General features: G+C 74.1%; 14 protein-coding genes and 1 pseudogene. 10 read left to right on the plus strand and 5 right to left on the minus strand.

Annotated elements, in window-relative coordinates; genetic code table 11:
• The first annotated feature begins 88 nt into the window (after window positions 1-88).
• Both AB0K00_RS30510 and AB0K00_RS30515 read left to right on the plus strand, forming a co-directional pair.
• The gene (locus AB0K00_RS30510; RefSeq protein ID WP_363527112.1) at window positions 89-1,225 is read left to right on the plus strand and encodes a DUF6596 domain-containing protein; all 1,137 of its coding nucleotides are present in this window, start codon (window positions 89-91) and stop codon (window positions 1,223-1,225) included.
• Between the two features lie 57 nt (window positions 1,226-1,282).
• On the plus strand, window positions 1,283-2,464 hold the full coding sequence (locus tag AB0K00_RS30515; RefSeq protein ID WP_363527064.1) for an amidohydrolase family protein: 1,182 nt from the start codon (window positions 1,283-1,285) through the stop codon (window positions 2,462-2,464).
• On the opposite strand, the gene AB0K00_RS30520 is transcribed toward AB0K00_RS30515, so the two are convergent.
• The 4 genes from AB0K00_RS30520 to AB0K00_RS30535 form a co-directional block, all read right to left on the minus strand.
• The gene (locus AB0K00_RS30520; protein WP_363527067.1) at window positions 2,454-3,083 is read right to left on the minus strand and encodes a response regulator transcription factor; all 630 of its coding nucleotides are present in this window, start codon (window positions 3,081-3,083) and stop codon (window positions 2,454-2,456) included. The genes AB0K00_RS30515 and AB0K00_RS30520 overlap by 11 nt on opposite strands.
• Entirely contained in the window at window positions 3,080-4,177 is a 1,098-nt protein-coding gene (locus tag AB0K00_RS30525; protein WP_363527070.1) for a sensor histidine kinase, read from the minus strand. Before AB0K00_RS30525 ends, AB0K00_RS30520 begins: the two co-directional genes overlap by 4 nt.
• Window positions 4,178-4,187: 10 nt before the next feature.
• Window positions 4,188-4,760, minus strand: coding sequence for a hypothetical protein (locus AB0K00_RS30530; RefSeq protein ID WP_363527073.1), 573 nt, complete (start codon window positions 4,758-4,760; stop codon window positions 4,188-4,190).
• Between the two features lie 171 nt (window positions 4,761-4,931).
• Window positions 4,932-6,308 (minus strand): DNRLRE domain-containing protein, encoded by a 1,377-nt coding sequence (locus AB0K00_RS30535; RefSeq protein ID WP_363527076.1) that lies wholly within the window; start codon window positions 6,306-6,308, stop codon window positions 4,932-4,934.
• 214 nt (window positions 6,309-6,522) lie between these two features.
• Between AB0K00_RS30535 and AB0K00_RS30540 the strand changes: the two genes are divergently transcribed.
• The 8 genes from AB0K00_RS30540 to AB0K00_RS30575 all read left to right on the plus strand — a co-directional run bounded on the left by AB0K00_RS30540 (window position 6,523) and on the right by AB0K00_RS30575 (window position 16,692).
• On the plus strand, window positions 6,523-7,836 hold the full coding sequence (locus tag AB0K00_RS30540; RefSeq protein ID WP_363527079.1) for an MFS transporter: 1,314 nt from the start codon (window positions 6,523-6,525) through the stop codon (window positions 7,834-7,836).
• A complete protein-coding gene (locus tag AB0K00_RS30545) occupies window positions 7,833-8,825 on the plus strand; it encodes a hypothetical protein (RefSeq protein ID WP_363527082.1) in 993 nt (330 codons plus the stop codon). Before AB0K00_RS30540 ends, AB0K00_RS30545 begins: the two co-directional genes overlap by 4 nt.
• A 24-nt stretch (window positions 8,826-8,849) precedes the next feature.
• The gene (locus tag AB0K00_RS30550; RefSeq protein WP_363527085.1) at window positions 8,850-10,034 is read left to right on the plus strand and encodes a S8 family serine peptidase; all 1,185 of its coding nucleotides are present in this window, start codon (window positions 8,850-8,852) and stop codon (window positions 10,032-10,034) included.
• Window positions 10,035-10,208: 174 nt separating this feature from the next.
• Complete coding sequence (locus AB0K00_RS30555) at window positions 10,209-10,544, plus strand: hypothetical protein (RefSeq protein ID WP_363527088.1); 336 nt, start codon at window positions 10,209-10,211, stop codon at window positions 10,542-10,544.
• A 1-nt stretch (window position 10,545) separates the two neighbouring features.
• A complete protein-coding gene (locus AB0K00_RS30560) occupies window positions 10,546-11,145 on the plus strand; it encodes a hypothetical protein (RefSeq protein WP_363527091.1) in 600 nt (199 codons plus the stop codon).
• Complete coding sequence (locus AB0K00_RS30565) at window positions 11,142-12,245, plus strand: hypothetical protein (protein ID WP_363527094.1); 1,104 nt, start codon at window positions 11,142-11,144, stop codon at window positions 12,243-12,245. The genes AB0K00_RS30560 and AB0K00_RS30565 overlap by 4 nt, the downstream gene beginning before the upstream one ends.
• Window positions 12,236-15,649, plus strand: a complete 3,414-nt coding sequence (locus AB0K00_RS30570; RefSeq protein ID WP_363527097.1) for a trypsin-like peptidase domain-containing protein — start codon at window positions 12,236-12,238, stop codon at window positions 15,647-15,649. The genes AB0K00_RS30565 and AB0K00_RS30570 overlap by 10 nt, the downstream gene beginning before the upstream one ends.
• A complete protein-coding gene (locus AB0K00_RS30575; RefSeq protein WP_363527100.1) occupies window positions 15,646-16,692 on the plus strand; it encodes a trypsin-like peptidase domain-containing protein in 1,047 nt (348 codons plus the stop codon). The genes AB0K00_RS30570 and AB0K00_RS30575 overlap by 4 nt, the downstream gene beginning before the upstream one ends.
• 63 nt (window positions 16,693-16,755) lie before the next feature.
• Here the strand turns inward: AB0K00_RS30575 and AB0K00_RS30580 are convergent.
• Window positions 16,756-17,432 (minus strand): annotated as a pseudogene (locus AB0K00_RS30580) (hypothetical protein); the annotation flags it as partial.

A 17,432-nucleotide genomic window follows, 5' to 3' on the forward strand; every position in this document is an offset into this window, starting at 1 on the left:
CGCTTCGGCGGGCTGTGGAAATACATGAAGATCACCTGGGTCACGTTCGGCCTGGGCTGGCTGGCGATCATCGGCTTCCCGCTCGCTGATCCGCGTCACCGGCGACTGGACCCTCGCCGAGGACTGCGCCCAGGACGCCCTCGCCGCCGCCCTGGAACGGTGGCCCCGCGACGGCGTGCCCGGCAACGCCGGCGGGTGGCTGATGACGGTCGCCCGCAACCGCGCCATCGACGTGCTGCGCCGGGCGACGGTCGAGAAGCGCAAGCTGCGCGACCTCGCGGTGCTGGAGCTGACCGCGGCCGAGCCGGCCGAGGTGCCGGACGGGTTGGACGACCGGCTGCGACTCATCTTCACCTGCTGTCACCCGGCGCTGCCGCTGGAGGCGCGGGTGGCGTTGACGCTGCGCACCATCTGCGCGGTGCCGACCGGCGACATCGCCAGGGCGTTCCTGGTCACCGAGTCGGCGATGACCCGGCGGCTCACCAGGGCCAAGACGAAGATCGCGACGGCCGGGATCCCGTATCGGGTGCCGGCCGGCCGGGCACTCACCGAACGCCTCCCCGGGGTCCTCGCCGTGCTGTACCTGCTGTTCACGCAGGGCTACAACGCCGACGGGGAGCCCGCGTTCGCCGACGAGGCGATCCGCCTCGCGCGCCTGCTCGGTCGGCTCATGCCGGACCAGCCGGAGGTGCCGGAACTGCTGGCGCTGTTCCTGTTCCAGCACTCGCGCCGCGACGCCCGCCGCGACGCCGCCGGCGACCTGCTCACCCTCGACCGGCAGGATCGCTCCCGCTGGGACCACGCCGCCATCGCCGAAGGCGTCGCGATCCTCGCCGGGGTCACGCCGGACGGCGGCCCGTATGCGCTGCAGGCGCACATCGCGGCGTGCCACGCCACCGCCCCGTCGGCGCAGGACACCGATTGGCCCCGGATCGCCGGCTGCTACGACCGGCTCGCCGCCGCGCAGCCCTCGCCGGTGATCGAGCTGAACCGGGCCGTTGCGCACGGCTACGCGTCCGGGCCCCGGGCCGGGCTGGCGCTGCTCGCCGCGGCCCGCGCCGGCGGCGCCCTCGACGGCTACCCGCACGTGCTCGCCGTCGAGGCCGACCTGACCGCCCGGCTCGGCGACCGCGACCGCGCCGCCGAGCTGTTCCGGCTGGCCGCGGCGGCCGCGTTCAGCGACGACGAGCGCCGCGCCCTGCTGGCCCGGGCCGCCACCGTCTGAGCGGTTCAGTATTTCCACTGAGGCTTCGGTGCGCCCGCCGGGTGCATGCTCGGTGCCGTGACCACCGTTCTGCGCGCGGCGTGGCTGTTCGACGGCACCGCCGACACCCTGATGCCCGACCCGACCGTGATCCTGGACGGCGGCACGATCACCGCCGTCGGGACCGCGCTGAGCGTCCCCGACGGCGCGACCGTCGTCGACCTCGGCGCCGCCACCATCCTGCCCGGGCTCGTCGACGCCCACGTCCACCTGGCGTTCGACGCGTCCGCCGACCCGGTCGGCAACCTCGCGGCCCGCGACGACGCCGAGGCCCTCACCGCGATGACCGCCGCCGCCCGGCACGCCGCCCGGGGCGGGGTGACCACGGTGCGGGACCTCGGCGACCGCGGCTACCTGTCCCTGGGGCTGCGTGCCGCCGCGGCCGGGGACCCGTCGCTGCCGACGATCGTCGCCTCCGGACCGCCGATCACGTCGCCCGGCGGGCACTGCCACTACCTCGGCGGCGCCGCCGTCACCGGCGACGACGGGATCCGCGCCGCCGTGCGGGAACGCGCCGACCGCGGCGCCGACATCATCAAGATCATGGCGAGCGGCGGGAACCTCACCCCGGGCAGCCTGCCGGAGGTGTCCCAGTTCGGCCCCGGCGAGCTGCGCGCCGCCGTCGACGAGGCGCACCGCCTGGGCCTGCCGGTCACCGCGCACGCGCACGGCACCCAGGCCATCGTCGACGCCCTTGCCGCCGGCGTCGACGGCCTCGAGCATGTCTCGTTCATGAACGCCGACAGCGTCGACGCCATCCCCGACGCGGTGCTCGCGGCGATCGTGTCGCGGCGGGTCGTCGTCGGCATGACCCTGGGCGTCAAGCCGGTGCCCGGGATGGCCCCGCCGCCGGCCGTGCTGTCCCGGATGCCGCTGATGCTCGCGGGGCTGCGCCGGATGCACGACGCCGGGGCCCTGATGATCGCCGGCACCGACGCCGGCATCGGCCTGATCAAGCCGCACGACGCGCTGCGGTGGGCGGTCGCCCACCTCGCCCAGGTCGGCATGACCCCGGCCGGCGCGCTGCGGGCCGCCACGTCCGTGGCCGCGGCGGCGTGCGGGCTGGGCGAGCGCAAGGGGCGCGTCGCCGCCGGGTTCGACGCCGACATTCTCGCCGTCGACGGCGACCCGCTGCAGGATCCGTCCGCGCTGCACCGCATCCGTGCCGTCTACGTCCGAGGTGTACCGGTCAGTCGCTGAGCAGGCCGTGCTCGCGGGCGTAGATGGCGGCCTGGGTGCGGTCGCGCAGGCCGAGCCGGCTCAGCATCCGCGACACGTGGTTCTTCACGGTGCCCTCGCTGACGAACAACGCCAGGCCGATCTCGCGGTTCGTCGCGCCCTTCGCGACCAGCCGCAGGATCTCCACCTCCCGGGCGGTCAGCGCCCCGCCGCCGTGGTCCTTCGGTGCCGCGGCGAGCCGCGCCGCGATCCCGGCGGCCAGCGGGGCCACCCCGGCGTGGGTGAGGCGGACCGCGGCGGCGAGGTCGACCGCGCCGAGGTCCTTGAGCAGGTAGCCGCTGGCGCCGGCCCGCAGCGCCTGGGTCACGTACTCGTCGTCGTCGAACGTCGTCAGCATCACCACCCGGCACGCCGGCAGCTCCCGGCGCAGCTCCCGGGTCGCCTCGACGCCGTCCATGCCGGGCATGCGGACGTCCATCAGCACCACATCCGGCGCCGATGCCAGGGCCTTCGCGACCGCCTCCGCGCCGTCCGCGGCGATGCCGACGACCTCGATCCCCGGCTGGATGCCCAGCAGCGACGCGATGCCGTCGCGGACCAGCTGCTGGTCATCCACCACCAGGACCTTCACGCTCGTCATGCGGCCGGCACCGTCACGGTCAGGGTGACCCCCTGCCGCCCGGTCACGTCGAGGCTGCCGCCGACCGCGGCGACCCGCTCCCGCATGCCCCGCAGCCCGAACCCGTCGGCGGCGCCGTCGGCGAACCCGTGCCCGTCGTCGGCGACGACCAGCCGCGCGGCGGCACCGCCGAACGTCGCGCGGATCGTGACCCGGCCGGCGCCGGCGTGCCGGCGGGCGTTCGTGACCCCTTCCTGCGCCGCCCGGAACAACGCCACCCGCGCCGCCACGGGCAGCTCCCGCTCGTCGCCGTGCACCTCCACGTCGACGGCGCACTGCCCGCCGCCGCCGTCGCTGGCCAGCTCGGCGAGCGCGGCGGCGAGCGAGAACGGCGCGGCGAGGGCCCGCACGGCGCCGCGCACCTCGTCGAGGGCGCGGGTCGCCGACGCCCGCGCGTCGCGCACCGCCTGCTGCGCCGCGGCCGGGTCGAGGTCCCGGAACGCGGTCGCCTTCTCCAGCTGGATGCTGACCGCGGTCAGGTGGTGCCCGAGGCTGTCGTGGATGTCCCGGGCGACCCGGCCGCGCTCCGCCGCCGCGGACAGCTCCGCGACGTCGGCGAGGGCCAGCCGCAGCCGGGCCCGGGACTCGGACTCGCCGACCGCGGCGGACGCCATCGCGACCGCCAGGGCCATGCCGACGCCCAGCATCAGCACGTCGGTGACGCGCTCGCCGCTGCTGAACCAGTGCGGATCCGCGACGGTCGCCAGGCCGGCGGGCACCGCCACCCCGGCCGCCGCGAGCGTGACCGCCACCCGCCGGCCGTAGGCGAAGTACGCGGTGAACGGCACCAGCAGGAACAGCAGGTTCGACAGCCCCGACCCGTCCAGCGCCGCGACCAGCACGAACAGCGCCGTCCGCGCGGCCAGGAACGCTATCGGCGGCGCGGTGACCCGCCGCTCCAGCGGCTCCAGGGCGGCGAGCACCCCGATCGCGGCGACGAGCCCGGCGGCCTGTGGCAGGCCGCCGGACCCGCGGGCCTGGTCGTGCAGGCCGGCGACGAGGACGGCGCCGTACATCACGTACGGCAGCCACGACACCGGACGCGGCGGACCCATGCCCACCAGGTTACGCAGGGACCGGGACGCGGGCGGGCAGCACCGACAGCGCCAGCCACGCGACCGACACCGCCGCCAGGACGTGCACGCCGCTGGTGAGCGGGCTGTCCGGCAGCGGCGCGAGGACCGCCAGGAGGGGCAGCGTCACGCCGTACCCCACCGCGGGCAGTCTCGGAAAGCCGCCGGAGCGCACCATCGACACGCTGAACAGGATCGTCCCGGCGAGGAACACCACGGCGCTGACCTGTAACGCCGTCCCCGTCGGCCCGGCCCGCAGCGTGTCCACAGTGGACTCGTCAAGGTAGAACAGCACCATGTTCAACGCGAACGCGACCCCGGTGAACAGCCCGAGCCCGAGCAGGTTCGCGGCGTACGCGACCGCGCCGAACCGCCCGGCGGTGGCCCGGTGATGCAGGTAGAGTGCGGTGACCGCGGGCGCGGAGAACGCCACCCCGAGCCCGAGGACGAAGCTCGTCGCCGACGTCTCGCCGGTGAACGCCTCGATCGCGCCCGGCACACCGATCGACAGTGCGAGCAGGACGCCGCTGACGGCGCCGAACCGTTGCAACCATGTGAGATCCATGCGCTGCACCGTATTTTCCGCGGCGCTGCCGGCGGCAGTGCCGGGCGGCCAGACCTCTTCGCCGGTCGTCATGTGCCGGGTGGGACGCTGCGGCGGTGCCTGCCCTTGTCGCGGGACGGGCCGGGTGACCCGCGCCGAGGGTTCGGCGCGGGTCGTGGGTGTGCCGGGTGGTCAGTGGCAGGAGCCGGTGCCGGTGTCGCTGTAGGACTGGCCGGCGACCGGCACGAACTGCCAGTCGTAGCTGTTGCTGTGCAGGGTGAACTTCAGGACGCCGTACGCGGAGCTGTTGCGGGCCTCGCTGTTGGGCTGGATGGTGCCGAAGGCGTAGTGGCTGGCGCCGCCCATGCCGGCGACCCAGGTGCGCAGCCCGCGGGCGGTGTCCAGGCCGCCGCTGGGGTTCATCGGGCCGAAGCGCTCGTAGACGTGGTTGTGGCCCCACAGCACGACGTCGGCGTTGTAGTCGTACAGCGCCTGGTAGAGCGGGCGGGTCGACGTCGACGGCGCGTGGTTGGAGCTGGAGGTGAACAGCGGGTGGTGCCAGTAGGCGAGGGTGCACGGCTTCGTGCTGGCCGCCAGGTCGGTGCGCAGCCACTGCTCCTGCGTCGAACCGGCGGACATGCTGATGTTCGAGTTCAGCGACACGATGTGCCAGTTGCCGAGGTCGAAGGAGTAGTACCCGCGACCCGACGGGCCGGCGACCGAGCCGAAGTAGCTGTAGTACGCCGAAGCGCCCGACGTCACGTAGTCGTGGTTGCCGGGGCTGGGCCGGGTCCGGTCCTTGAACCGGCCCCACGTCGGCGCGTAGTAGGAGTTGAACTCGCTGGCGGTGCCGCTGTCGTACACGTTGTCGCCGAGCGTGTAGACGGTGCCGGGGATGTTGTCGATCAGCGCCGCGGTGGCGCTGTCGCCCGAGCCGGAGTTGGCGATGTCGCCCGCGCCGACGAAGACGGGGTCACCCGACGGCGGGGTGGTGGTGCCGGTGGTGAGCACGAGCTGCGGGGCGTCGGCGCCGCTCTCCCGCGAGTCGTAGTAGGCGCCGTCGGTGTTGCTGGAGCTCGCGCCGATGCTGAACGTGCCGTTGCCGGTCACGAGGGCCTTGACGTCGATCTCGTACCAGCCGTCGCGGCTGACCGAGCCGAGGGTGCCCAGGGTCGCGCCGTCGATGGCGGGCTGGTTGCTCCACGTGGTGCCCGTCTCCGACCATGAGGTGTTGCTCATGGCCTTGAACGTGCCGCCGTTGGCGCTGCCGTCGTTGCCGCTGATGGTGCGCAGGCGCAGCTTGGCGGCGGTGACCGTGCCGCTGACGCCGGACACCGTGAACCGTAGGAACATGCGGCGCACCGGCGAGTTGTCCACGACGATCTGCGTCGTCGTGCCGTAGTTGGTGGACGTGGCGTCGCTCTGGACGTACGTGTCGGCGACCGGCGTGAACGTGGCCGTGGCGGCCGACGCCGGGGACGCGGAGGCCACGACGACGGTGGCGGTGGCGGCGACCAGCGCCGCGACCGTCGCCATCGTCACCGGGGGGCGGGTGAGGCGGATGCCCATCCAGAAACCCTTCTCTGGGCGTGTGCAGAAGCGCAAGGAACATAGGGGCATCGATGGACCGGTGCGGTGCCGCCGAGTGAACACGCAGCGAAATCATTCGATGTAAGGCGCTGTTCACGAACTGCACGCCCGCCCGCCGCACATGGTCCGTTGCCCGGGGATCCGCCCGCGGCGGACGATGGCGGGCCGCCACCAGCAGAGAGGAAAGCGCCGGGTGTACCTGTCGACCGTGTCGAAGCCGACGACCGCGGGATCCGCCGTGAGCCGGCGCCGCGGAGCCGTCGTCAGCGGCAACGTCATCGCGCTCGGCGCGGTCAGCCTGATCACCGACGTGTCCGCCGAGATGGTCACCGCGGTGCTGCCGCTGTACCTGGTGCTCGGCCTGCACGTCAGCCCGCTCGCGTACGGCGTCATCGACGGCACCTACACGGGCGCGACCGCGCTGCTGCGGCTCGTCGGCGGGTTCGTCGCCGACCGGATCCGCTCCCGCAAGCTGGTCGCCGGGATCGGGTACGCCCTGTCCGCCGTCGCCAAGCTCGGCCTGCTGCTGGCGGGCCGGTCGATGACCGCGATCGGTGCCGTCATCGCCGTCGACCGGCTCGGCAAGGGCGTGCGGACCGCGCCCCGCGACGCGCTGATCACCGCCTCGAGCCCGCCGGAGGCGCTCGGCCGGGCGTTCGGCGTGCACCGCACGATGGACGGCATCGGCGCGTTCCTCGGGCCGCTCGTCGCGCTCGCCGTCCTCGCCGCGGCGGGGGAGTCCTACGACGCCGTCTTCGTCACCAGCTTCTGCGTCGCCGCGCTCGCCGTCGTGGTGCTGGTGCTGTTCGTCCGCGAACGACCGGACAGCGAGCCGACCGATCTGGCCAAGACCGCTGAGACGGTCAAGGCGGCGGCCGGGACAGCCAAGGCGGCTGAGACGGCCGAGGCGCCGAAGGTCACGGCCGCGGAGGCGGTCGGGCTGCTGCGCGCCGCGCCGGTCCGGCGGCTGCTGGCGGCCGCCTGCCTGCTCGGCCTCGCCACGATCGGCGACGGTTTCGTGTACCTCATGCTCCAGCGCCGCGAAGACCTGAGCCTCGTGTGGTTCCCGCTCCTGGCCGTCGGCACCAGCCTGGCGTACCTGCTGCTGGCCACGCCGCTGGGCCTGCTCGCCGACCGGATCGGGCGGCTGCCGGTGATCCTCGGCGGCTACCTCGCCCTGGGAGTGGCGTACGCGCTGCTGTTCGGCCCGCTCGGCGGCTGGCCGCTGCTGGTGCTGACCCTCGCCCTGCACGGGCTGTTCTACGCCGCCACGGACGGGGTGCTCGTCGCGTTCGCCGGGCCGGTGCTGCCGGCCCGGTTGCGCACCACCGGGATCGCGCTGATCCAGACGGGACAGGCGCTGGCGTACCTGCTGTCGTCCGTCCTCTTCGGACTGGCGTGGCAGGCGTGGGGACCGGAGTCGGCCAGCCGGGTCGCGGCGGCCGTCGTGGGGACGGTCGTGGTGGCGACCCTGATGCTGTTGCGGAAACGAGGTTCGGTGCGATGAGACCCATGTCGAACGGCGTACGGTTCGGGGTGCTCGGCGTCGCCGTCGTCCTGCTCGCCGGCGTAGCGGCCGGCTACACCGCCCTCGCGGCGGATCGCGCCGCGCCGCCGGCCGCCAAGGGCAGCGCCACCGGAGGCACCGTGACCCTGACCCCGGGGCCACGGTTGCTGACGATCACCGACCGGCACCTCGCGTCCGTGTCCGCGAGCGACCCGGGCGGGCCGCGTACCGTGTCCACAGTGGAGTGCCTGCGGGTGTATGCCGCCGCCGGCACCGGGATCTGCCTGCGCCCGGACACCGCCTGGACCTACCAGGTCGTGGTGCTCGACGCGGACCTGCGGCCCCACCAGACGTTCGCCGTCCCCGGCCTGCCCAACCGGGCGCGGGTGTCACCGTCGGGGCGGTTCGTCGCGTGGACCGTGTTCGTCGGCGGGGACTCCTACACCAGCAGCGGATTCTCCACCCGCACCGGCATCCTCGACACCCGCACGGGAACCACCGTCAACACGCTCGAGGAGTTCACGGTCATCCGCGACGGCAAGCCGTACCGCAACGTCGACGTCAACTTCTGGGGCGTCACCTTCGCCGCCGACGACAACCGGTTCTACGCGACGATGTCGACGGCCGGCCGCCGGTACCTCGTCCGCGGCGACCTCGCCGCGCGCACCGTCGAGACCCTGAAGGACAACGTCGAGTGCCCGTCGCTGTCGCCGGACGGCACCCGGATCGCGTTCAAACAAGCGATCGACGCGGACCCGATGAAGGGCTGGCGGCTGTCGGTCCTCGACGTCGCGAGCATGCGCGTGACCCAGACCGCCGAACACGCGAGCGTCGACGACCAGGCGGCCTGGCTCGACGCCGCGACGCTCGCGTACACGCTGCGGCAGGACGACGGCCGGCCCGACGTGTGGACGGTCCCGGCGGACGGCACGGGCGCACCTCAGCTGCTGATACCCGGCGCGGAGTCGCCGTCCCCGCTCGCAGCCTGACGGCGTGGCCTGTACCGTCGCGGCGTGACAACGCGCAGTGCCGTGGCGTCGCTGGTGGCAGCCGTGCTGCTCGGCGGCGCCACGGCGACCCTCGCCCCGGCGCCGGCCCACGCCGAGACCGTCCGCGAGCAGCAGTGGTGGCTCGGCGCGCTCGGCATCGCGAAGGCCCAGCAGGTCGCCAAGGGTGACGGCGTCGTGGTCGCGGTCATCGACACCGGCGTCGACGGCGCCCAGCCCGACCTGGCCGGCGCGCTGCTGCCCGGCGCCGGCACCAACGGTGTCACCAGCGAGAAGGGCTGGGACGACCCCGACGGGCACGGCACCCAGATGGCGACGGTCCTCGCCGGCCGCGGCGGAGACGGTCCCAACCACGTGCTCGGCATCGCCCCGAAGGCCAAGCTCCTCCCGGTCGCGATCCCGATCGGCAACCGGACCCTGAAAACCCCGGAAGGCACCCTGGCCGAGCCGATCCGCTACGCCGCCGACCACGGCGCGAAGATCATCAACATGTCGTTCACTCTCGCCGACGACGAGCTGAAGCAGCCGGAGGCCGACGCCATCGCGTACGCCCGTGCCAAGGGCGCCATCCTCGTCGCCGCCGGCGGCAACCGCCCGCAGGGCGACAACCACGTGCCGCTGCCGGCCCGCTACCCGGGTGTCGTCACGGTCGCCGGCACCACCCGCGCCGGGGGCCTGTGGGACGGCTCCATCGCCGACCCGACGGTCGACATCGCCGCCCCGGCGCAGGACATCATCGGCGCCGCCCCGAAGTCCCGCTACCCCTCGGGTTTCGCGGTCGGCTCCGGTACGAGCGGTGCCGCCGCGATCGTCTCCGGCGTGCTGGCGCTGATCTGGTCGAAGTACCCGGCGCTGGACGCCGCGAACGTCCTCAACCGGCTCTTCGCCACCGCCCGGGACAAGGGCACCGCGGGCCGCGACGACGCGTTCGGCGCCGGCCTGATCGACCCCTACGCGGCGCTGACCGCGACCGTGCCGCCGGTGACCGCCGACCCGCTCGGCCCGATCCCGTCGCCGTCCGCGGCCCGGCCCTCGACCCCGCTCTCTGCCGCCGCGACGCCGCGCGCCCCGGACGGCCTGGGCGCGCCCGCGATCCGCGCCGCGGCCGTCGGCGGCGGGTCGCTCCTGCTGGCGTTGCTGCTCATCTTCGGCGTCGGCCGGCCGCTGCTGCGCTCGTCCCGGCGCCGCTGACGCCCCGCCGCCCTATCCACTGCGGTCGTTGCGCACAACCGACCGATGATGTCCGTCAGGTCGTCGGTACGGCCGACGCCGGTTACGCCGACCGGTCCGAACCGGCACGCCGCTGTTGGCGGGACGTGACCGGGCGCCTACGGTATGGAAGGTCGGCGATGGAGAGGCGGAACGATGACCAGCGGCGCCCTCGGCCCTCTGCCGTCCCTGGAGCGGTGGCAGGAGCAGGTCCGCGAGGCGATGACGGAGTCCGATCCGGCCCGGCCGCGGCTGCGGTGGGAGCGCCGGGACGACTTCACCCGCTGGGACCTGCACGGCGACTGCCCCCGCTGCGGCGATCACACCTCGAAGCTCGTCAGCGGCGTCGTCGTGTCCGACGCGGCGTTCGAGTCGGTGACGCTCATCGAGCTGGCGATGGCGTGCGCCTGCGAGGTCGAGCACCGGGCCGGCCACCGGGGCTGCGGCGCCGGCCACGGCCTGTACATCACCGTCCCCGCGCCCGGAGCCTGACATGACGACCTTCGCCGACGAGGCCGCCTACTACGAGACCCGCCTCGACGAGCTGCGCCGCGACCAGCTCAAGACGGTCCAGTCGGCGGCCGGGCGGTGGTCGGCACTGATGACCGCGGTGCTCGGCGTGTTCGGCACCGTCGCGTTCGCCGGCGGGCTCACCACCATCGACAAGCTCGCCGCACCCTACGACGTCGTCGCGAAGGCCGTCACCACCCTCGCCGCCGTGACCGCGGTGACGGCCGTGGTGCACCTGGCCCGCGCCGCCGGCGGCCTGCGCCTGGAGGACCTGACCTTCCCCAACGGCAAGGCCCTGATGAACCGCGAGGCGCGGCTCGCCGGCGAGGCCCGGACCCGGCTGCGGACCGGCCGGTGGTTCGCGGTCGCCACCGGCGCGCTCGTCCTGGCCGGCTCCGGGCTGGTGCTGTGGTGCCCGACCGCCGCGCCGGGCCCGGCGAAGGTCCTGGTGCGGTTCCCCGACGGCGCCGCCTGCGGCGCACCGGCCTGGGCCGGCGGCCAGCTCACTGTCGGCGGCCGCCCGCTGCGCGACGCCGTGGAGATCGTCCCGGTCGCGGCGTGCCCGAAGGCGCCGCCCCGATGACCCACCCGTTCTTCGACACCGACGGCTACCCGTGGCACCGCACCGAGGCCGTGGCCTTCCACCGGCTCCTGTACCGGCGGTTCGACAAGTTCGCCGACATCCAGCTCGTGTACAAGCGGATCTCCGCCGACCTGCCGCCCCTGGACAGCGGCCCGTCCGATCACGTCTGGCACGCCGCGCTGGAGCAGTGCGCCAAGCGCCGGCTCCTGCGGACCCTGCACCAGCAGCTGCTCGACAACGGCGACTTCGGGCAGAACAAGGACGCGCTCGCGGTGCTCGACGCGGTCCGCGTGTCCCGTGCCGCCGTCGACCTGGCCGTGCTGCCGAGCGTGCCGGGCCTGGTGATGCTGGACCGGGCGCAGCTGCGCCGGTACATCCGCCGCCTCGCCCCGGCCAGCAACCCGCTGAAGGTGCTCCTCGTGCGCGGCGAGGCGCAGAGCGGCAAGAGTCACGGCCGGCACCTGTTCGAGTCCGCGGCCCGCGACGCCGGCGCGAAGTCCGTGTACCTGTGCGACGGGCTCGTCGCCACCGTCGAGGACGTCCTGGTCGAGCTCTTCGGCGCGTACAGCGCGACGGCCGAGATCCCGGCGCCCGAGTCCACCGACCACGGTTGGTACAAGGCCGCCTGCGGCAAGCTGCGGGAGATCGCCGAGCGCAACGGATGCGCCCTGTGGATCGCCGTTGACGACCTCGGCGTCGCCGAGGACGGCGCGCCACTGCTGGACCCGCAGATCCGCGCGTTCTTCGAGCAGTTCGCGCTGCACCTGGTGAGCGGCGTCTACAAGGACTGGTTCCGGCTGATGCTCATCGACTACCCGGAGGGCGCCGTGCCGAGCCGTTGGCGCAACGACCTGTGGGCCGAGGACCGCACGTCCCGCGCGGACATCACCGTCGAGCACGTCGTGGAGCTGCTGACGTCGTGGTCGGCCCAGCGCGGCAAGGTCGTGGTCGAGGAGACCGTCGCGGACGTGGCGGCCGGCATCCTCGCCGCCGTCGACGGCCCGGACGGCGCCCGCGCCGCCGGCACCGGCCGCCTGCCGCAGCTGCACGACCTGCTGGTGGCGAGCCTCGAGGCCGACGGGGAGCCCGAATGGACATGATGCCGCCGCGCCCCGACTACGTGCCGGTGGCCGACCTCACCGCCGCGCTCGACCGCGCCGCGGACGGTGTCGTGCTGGTCGTCATCGAGACCGAGGCATCCGTGGTCTCCGGCACCGGCTGGCTGATCACCGACGACCTGGTCGTGACCACCGAGGACCTCGTCGGGCACCGTGGCCCGCGGAGTGCGCGCCGTGGCGCCGGCGTCCAGGTCCTGTGCCGGGTCGGCACGGAGACCACCCCCGCCGACGTCGTCTACAGTCCCGCGGCGCCGTTCCCCTCCTGGAGCGACGTCGCGCTGCTGCGGCTGCGCCGGTCCATCCCGGGGCGGTCGTTGCCGCTGGCCGGCCGCGGGCTGGTCCCCGGTGAGCCGGTGTTCCTGGTCCATTTGCCCAGGGGCAAGTGGGAGCCCCAGGTTTCCTTCGGCCGGCTGGACGCCGCCGAGGCACCGGTGCTGGTCCACGACGCCGAGATCGGACCGGGTTCGGTCGGCGCGCCGCTGTTCTCGATGCGGGGCGACGTCGTCGGCATGACCATCGACCCGGCCGGGCAGCGCGTCGCCGGCGTCACGGTCGGCGGGCTGCTCGAGGTCCTGCAGGACGCGCCCGGCTGGAACGAGATCGTCGAGCATCACCACCTCGTTGACTGGGCCGCGTTCCGCACCCGCCTGGAGACCGCCGGCACCGCCGCGGTGCCGACCGGCGGGCTCCTGTGGTGCGCCGTGCGGTGGAGCATCGACCCGGCCGACCTCGCCGACGACGCCCGCGACGCCGTCCGGCCCCTGGTCAACGACCCGGCCGCGGACCGCTGGGTGATGCGCGCCGCGGACCGCCAGCGCATCCTGGCGGGCGCCGGCTCGCTCGACACGCTGCGGGCCGCCCGCGGCACCGACACCGTCGACGACCCCCGGCAGCAGGCCGTGGACCGGATCCTGGCCGGCCCGCCGTTCGCCGTCGACGAGCTCACCGAGGAGGCCCTGCCGCTGTGGCTGCAGGCGGTCCGCTGGTTCGCCGGCACCGTGCCGGGCCTGCCGACCGCCGCGACGGTGAACCGGCTGCTGGAGCGCCGCCGGCTGCGGGGCCGGCTCGCCGCGCTGACCCGCCCGCATTTCTGGGGCCGGCAGGCCGAGCTGCGCACGCTCGCCACCTGGTACGGCCAGGACGAGCCGCCGCCGATGACCCTGACCGGCATCGGCGGCATCGGCAAGTCGTGCCTGGCCGCCCGCTTCGCCGGTGACCTGCCCGGCGAGCCGGTGCTCCTCTGGCTCGACTTCGACCGCGCCGACCTGGCCCCCGACGACGCCGGCTCGGTGCTGACCGCGCTCGCCGAGCAGCTGTCGGTCCAGGTCGACGTGGACCTCGACCCGGGCGTCGACGGCGCCGGGCCACGCGCCGGCGTGTTCGGGGCCGAACTGCACCGCACGACCGCGGGCGCGCCGCCGCCGCTGCTGGTCCTCGACGGGTTCGAGATCGCCCAGCACGCCGAGCGCCACGGCGAGGTCTGGCGGCTGGTCGACCTCGTGCTCGCCCGCGTGCCGCGGCTGCGGGTGCTGATCGTCGGGCGCGCCCCGGTCCACGCGCTCACCCTCGGCGGCCGGCCGGCCGAGCGGATCGCGCTGGAGGGGCTCGACGACGCGGTGGCGACCGAATGGCTGCGCCGCCACGACGTGACCGACGCCGACGTCCTCGCCCGGGTACTCAGGATTGCCCACGGGGTGCCGCTGGTCCTGCAGCTGGCGCAGCGTCTCATCGCCAACGGCGGCTCCGTCGACGACCTGCCGAAGCACCTCGTGGAGGGCTTCCTCTACCGCCGGATCCTCGACCGGGTCGTCGACCCGGACCTGCAACCCATCGCCCGGGACGCCCTGGTCCTGCGCCGGGTCACCCCGGACATCATCGCCGACGTGCTGCCCGACAGCCGCCCGGCCGGCGTGGACGCCGCGGCGGTGTTCCGGCGGCTGGCGCAGGAACTGGCGCTCGTCACGCCGGACGGGCAGGACGTGCCGGACCTGCTGCTGGAGAGCGGCCCTGACGTGCTGCGGCTGCGGCCAGAGGTCCGGGTCGCCACGCTGGCGCTGCTCGCCCGCGACAACGCCGACCGGGTCCGCGAGATCGACACCCGCGCCGCGGAGTGGTACAGCCGCCAGCCCCCGACGGACGTCACCGTGGCCGAGCTGGTGTACCACCGGCTCCGCCTCGACGACGTGGCCGGCGCGGCGGCGGTCTGGCGGGACGCGGTGGCCCCGCTGCTGCAGCACGCCGCCGACGACCTCCGGCCGGCGGCCCGGGCCTGGCTCAGCAACCGGCTCAACGGCCCGGCCGGCACGTCGGCCAACCTCGCGGCGTGGGAACGCAACGCGGCGGCCCGCATCCGCGACGTCCTGTCCCGGGGGCTGGTCCGCCTGGTGCCGGACATCCTGGCCGAGCACGAGGAGCGGGGGCCGCAGAGCACGCTCGTGCTGTACGACGCCTGGTCGCGGTGGGCCGCCGGCGACATCGAGGCCGCTCGCTCGATGCTCGCGGCGGCCCCCAAGGCAGACGGGCCGGTCGGCAGGAACCGCACGATCCTCGCAGCCCTCATGGCCCGTGAGATCGGTAGACGGGCTTCGGTGGACGCGCTGCTGGCAACTGTCGCGTCCGATACCGACTGGCAGGACAGCCAGGATCCGGAGTTGATGACGCTAGCGGTGTGGGCGGCCCGGGTGCGCCTCGCCGTCGACCTGCCGATGGAGCTGTCGCTGCTTCGTTCGGCACGTGACGATCCGGGTGCCCGGGCCGGGCTCGACTCCTTGCGGCAGGGCAGGGTGGTCCTTCCCGCGCTGGACGCCGCAGCGCAGCGGAATACCGGGATCTTCAGGGATCAAAAGCCATTGACGATCCCCCTCAATGACGGTGAGCTGCAACCGTTCGCCGACGCGATCGCTATGCGCCTCCATCCCAGTGCAGAGCAGGTCACACTGCGGGAATGGTTGGCACAGACGAAGCGGGTGGACGTCTGGCAGACATCAGAGTGGAGTGTGACTCTGATGCTGTTGCATTGGCGAAGGCTCGCGTTGGTGACGGACAGCACTGCCCTTGGTCGCGTCTGTGCTCGGGCGCTGCGGGAGGACCCGCCGACGAGGCTTGCGATCTCAGTCGTAGCGACGCTGTTCGCTCTGCGGGGCAACGACTTCAGATACGTCGAGGAACGCGGCACGGTGGCCTTGGACGACATCGTCGAGCATTTCGGGGTGCTCAACGGTGGCGCCTTCGATGCAATCCCACAAACGGCCTTCGCCGAGGAACTGGCCGAGGAGGGCAATCTGGGCACCGCTGCGGCGGCGCTGTATCTGACCGGCCCGGATCCTCTTGAGGAGCTGTTGAGCGTCGTGGCCGGGCTTCCCGTCGCGGGTGGGGGGCGGGGATGACGGAAGTGCTGGGGGCGTGGCCGTATCCGTGGACGGAGCCTGTGGCGCGGTCGCTGCACCGGACGTTGACGCAGCTGTTCCCGTCGCCGAAGGCGGCCGGTGACGTCGCCGCGCGGGCCGGGATCGACGTGTGGACGATCGATCTTCAGCAGGCGCCGATCCACGTCTGGACGGACGTGCTCGAGGCGGCCGCGAAGCTCGGGCTGACCAGGGTGCTGGTCGAGACGGTCCGCGATCTCGTGCCCGCCAGCAGCCCGGCCCGGCCGCTCATCGACGACCTGCTCGCCGTCCGGCCGCCGCGGGTCGAAGCCGAGCCGGTCGGGCAGGACGGGGCGCCGCGGTTCCTTGCCGCGACGGACACCGTCAGCGTCGACGAGGCGCTGCTCTACCACGACAGCCTGCTGCTGCCGATGGGGAAGGTCCCGGCGCTGATCGGCACCCTGCAACGGCTCCTGGCGGTGGCCCCGTCGGTGTGCAAACTGGAGGTCGGGCTGCCCGGCGGGGGTGGCACGCTCGGCACCGGCCTGCTCGTCGGGCCGCGCAGCATCCTGACGTGCTGGCACGTGCTGCACCCCGGCGGGGTCACGGCGTCCTCGGTCGTCGCCGAGTTCGGCTACGAGGACGACGGGCACGACGGGCCGGTGGCGTCGACCGCGGTCCGGTGCGATCCGGGCACGATCACCGGCGACCCCACCGACGACTGGGCCGTCATCGGCACGCCCGAGGACGTCGGCTGGCCGATCGTGACACTGGATGCGGGCGTCGTGCCCAGGCTGCACGCTCCGGCGTACATCATCCAACACCCGAACGGGGTCAGGAAGCGGCTCGGCTTCGTCCGCAATCACATCTCCTACGTCGACGATCGGCTGGTGCAATATCTGACCGACACGCAGACCGGCTCTTCGGGCGCGCCGGTGCTGGACGCCGACGGCGCCGTCATCGCGCTGCACCACGCGGGTGGCCGGCCGCAGGAGGTCGCCGGGAAGCCGCCGACCAGCAAGAACGAGGGGATCCGGATCAGCCGGATCCGCCTGGATCAGTGAGGCGCGGGAGCGCGGCGTCGGTGGCGATCAGGCGGACGGTCACCGACCCGTACCGGCGACCTCTCAGCCCTCCGTCGTGACCGCCGAGGGCACGCCGCCGGCGCAGGTGATCGTCATCCGGATCGTGTTCTCGTCGTTCTTGAAGGCGATCCTCGCCCGGACGGCCGGTCCTTGCTCGACCTTCGCCACCTGGTAGGTCTCGGCCGGCTCCCACGTCAGCAGCAGCGCGCGGTTGCCGGGCCGGCAGGTCGCGCGGACCCTCCCGCCCGCGGAGGACAGGATCCGTGGCTGCGGCTGCGGCTCGTCCTCCGGCGTGGTCGGCGCGGCGGTCGGCTCCGGCTCGTCCCCGGTCGGCTGCGATCCGGGCTGGTTGCCGCCGCCCGTCGGACCCCCGGCCCCCGGCCCGCCGCCGGCCGTGGTCGTGCCGGCGCCCGCCGGATTGCCCGCGGCGGTGGCACCGGACGCGGTCGCCGACGGCTCGGCACTCGGCACGCCCGTCGTGGACGACGCGGTGGCGGCCCGCTCGTCAGCGGGCGGCACGGCCGCGATCGCCGCCGCGACCAGGCCGGCGACGATGAGGACGGTGCCCGCGCTGGCCGCAATCATCAAGGCCCGGGGGCGCCGCGGACCGGCGGTCGCGGCCGGCGGCTCCAGGGGCCGCCCCGACGGCGATGCGGCGCGGATCGCCGCCGGCGGGATGAGCACCGCCGACGGCTCGCCGCCCCCGCGGTGGACGGCGA

Origin of the sequence: Dactylosporangium sp. NPDC049525 (assembly GCF_040676755.1) — a bacterium.
Lineage (GTDB): Bacteria > Actinomycetota > Actinomycetes > Mycobacteriales > Micromonosporaceae > Dactylosporangium.

Bases quoted from the DNA above. Each gene is read 5' to 3' on its own strand.
- AB0K00_RS30520 (WP_363527067.1), bottom strand. From the start codon at position 3,083: ATGACGAGCGTGAAGGTCCTGGTGGTGGATGACCAGCAGCTGGTCCGC.
- AB0K00_RS30525 (WP_363527070.1), bottom strand. From the start codon at position 4,177: ATGGGTCCGCCGCGTCCGGTGTCGTGGCTGCCGTACGTGATGTACGGC.
- AB0K00_RS30530 (WP_363527073.1), bottom strand. From the start codon at position 4,760: ATGGATCTCACATGGTTGCAACGGTTCGGCGCCGTCAGCGGCGTCCTG.
- AB0K00_RS30535 (WP_363527076.1), bottom strand. From the start codon at position 6,308: ATGGGCATCCGCCTCACCCGCCCCCCGGTGACGATGGCGACGGTCGCG.
- AB0K00_RS30545 (WP_363527082.1), top strand. From the start codon at position 7,833: ATGAGACCCATGTCGAACGGCGTACGGTTCGGGGTGCTCGGCGTCGCC.
- AB0K00_RS30555 (WP_363527088.1), top strand. From the start codon at position 10,209: ATGACCAGCGGCGCCCTCGGCCCTCTGCCGTCCCTGGAGCGGTGGCAG.
- AB0K00_RS30560 (WP_363527091.1), top strand. From the start codon at position 10,546: ATGACGACCTTCGCCGACGAGGCCGCCTACTACGAGACCCGCCTCGAC.
- AB0K00_RS30565 (WP_363527094.1), top strand. From the start codon at position 11,142: ATGACCCACCCGTTCTTCGACACCGACGGCTACCCGTGGCACCGCACC.
- AB0K00_RS30570 (WP_363527097.1), top strand. From the start codon at position 12,236: ATGGACATGATGCCGCCGCGCCCCGACTACGTGCCGGTGGCCGACCTC.
- AB0K00_RS30575 (WP_363527100.1), top strand. From the start codon at position 15,646: ATGACGGAAGTGCTGGGGGCGTGGCCGTATCCGTGGACGGAGCCTGTG.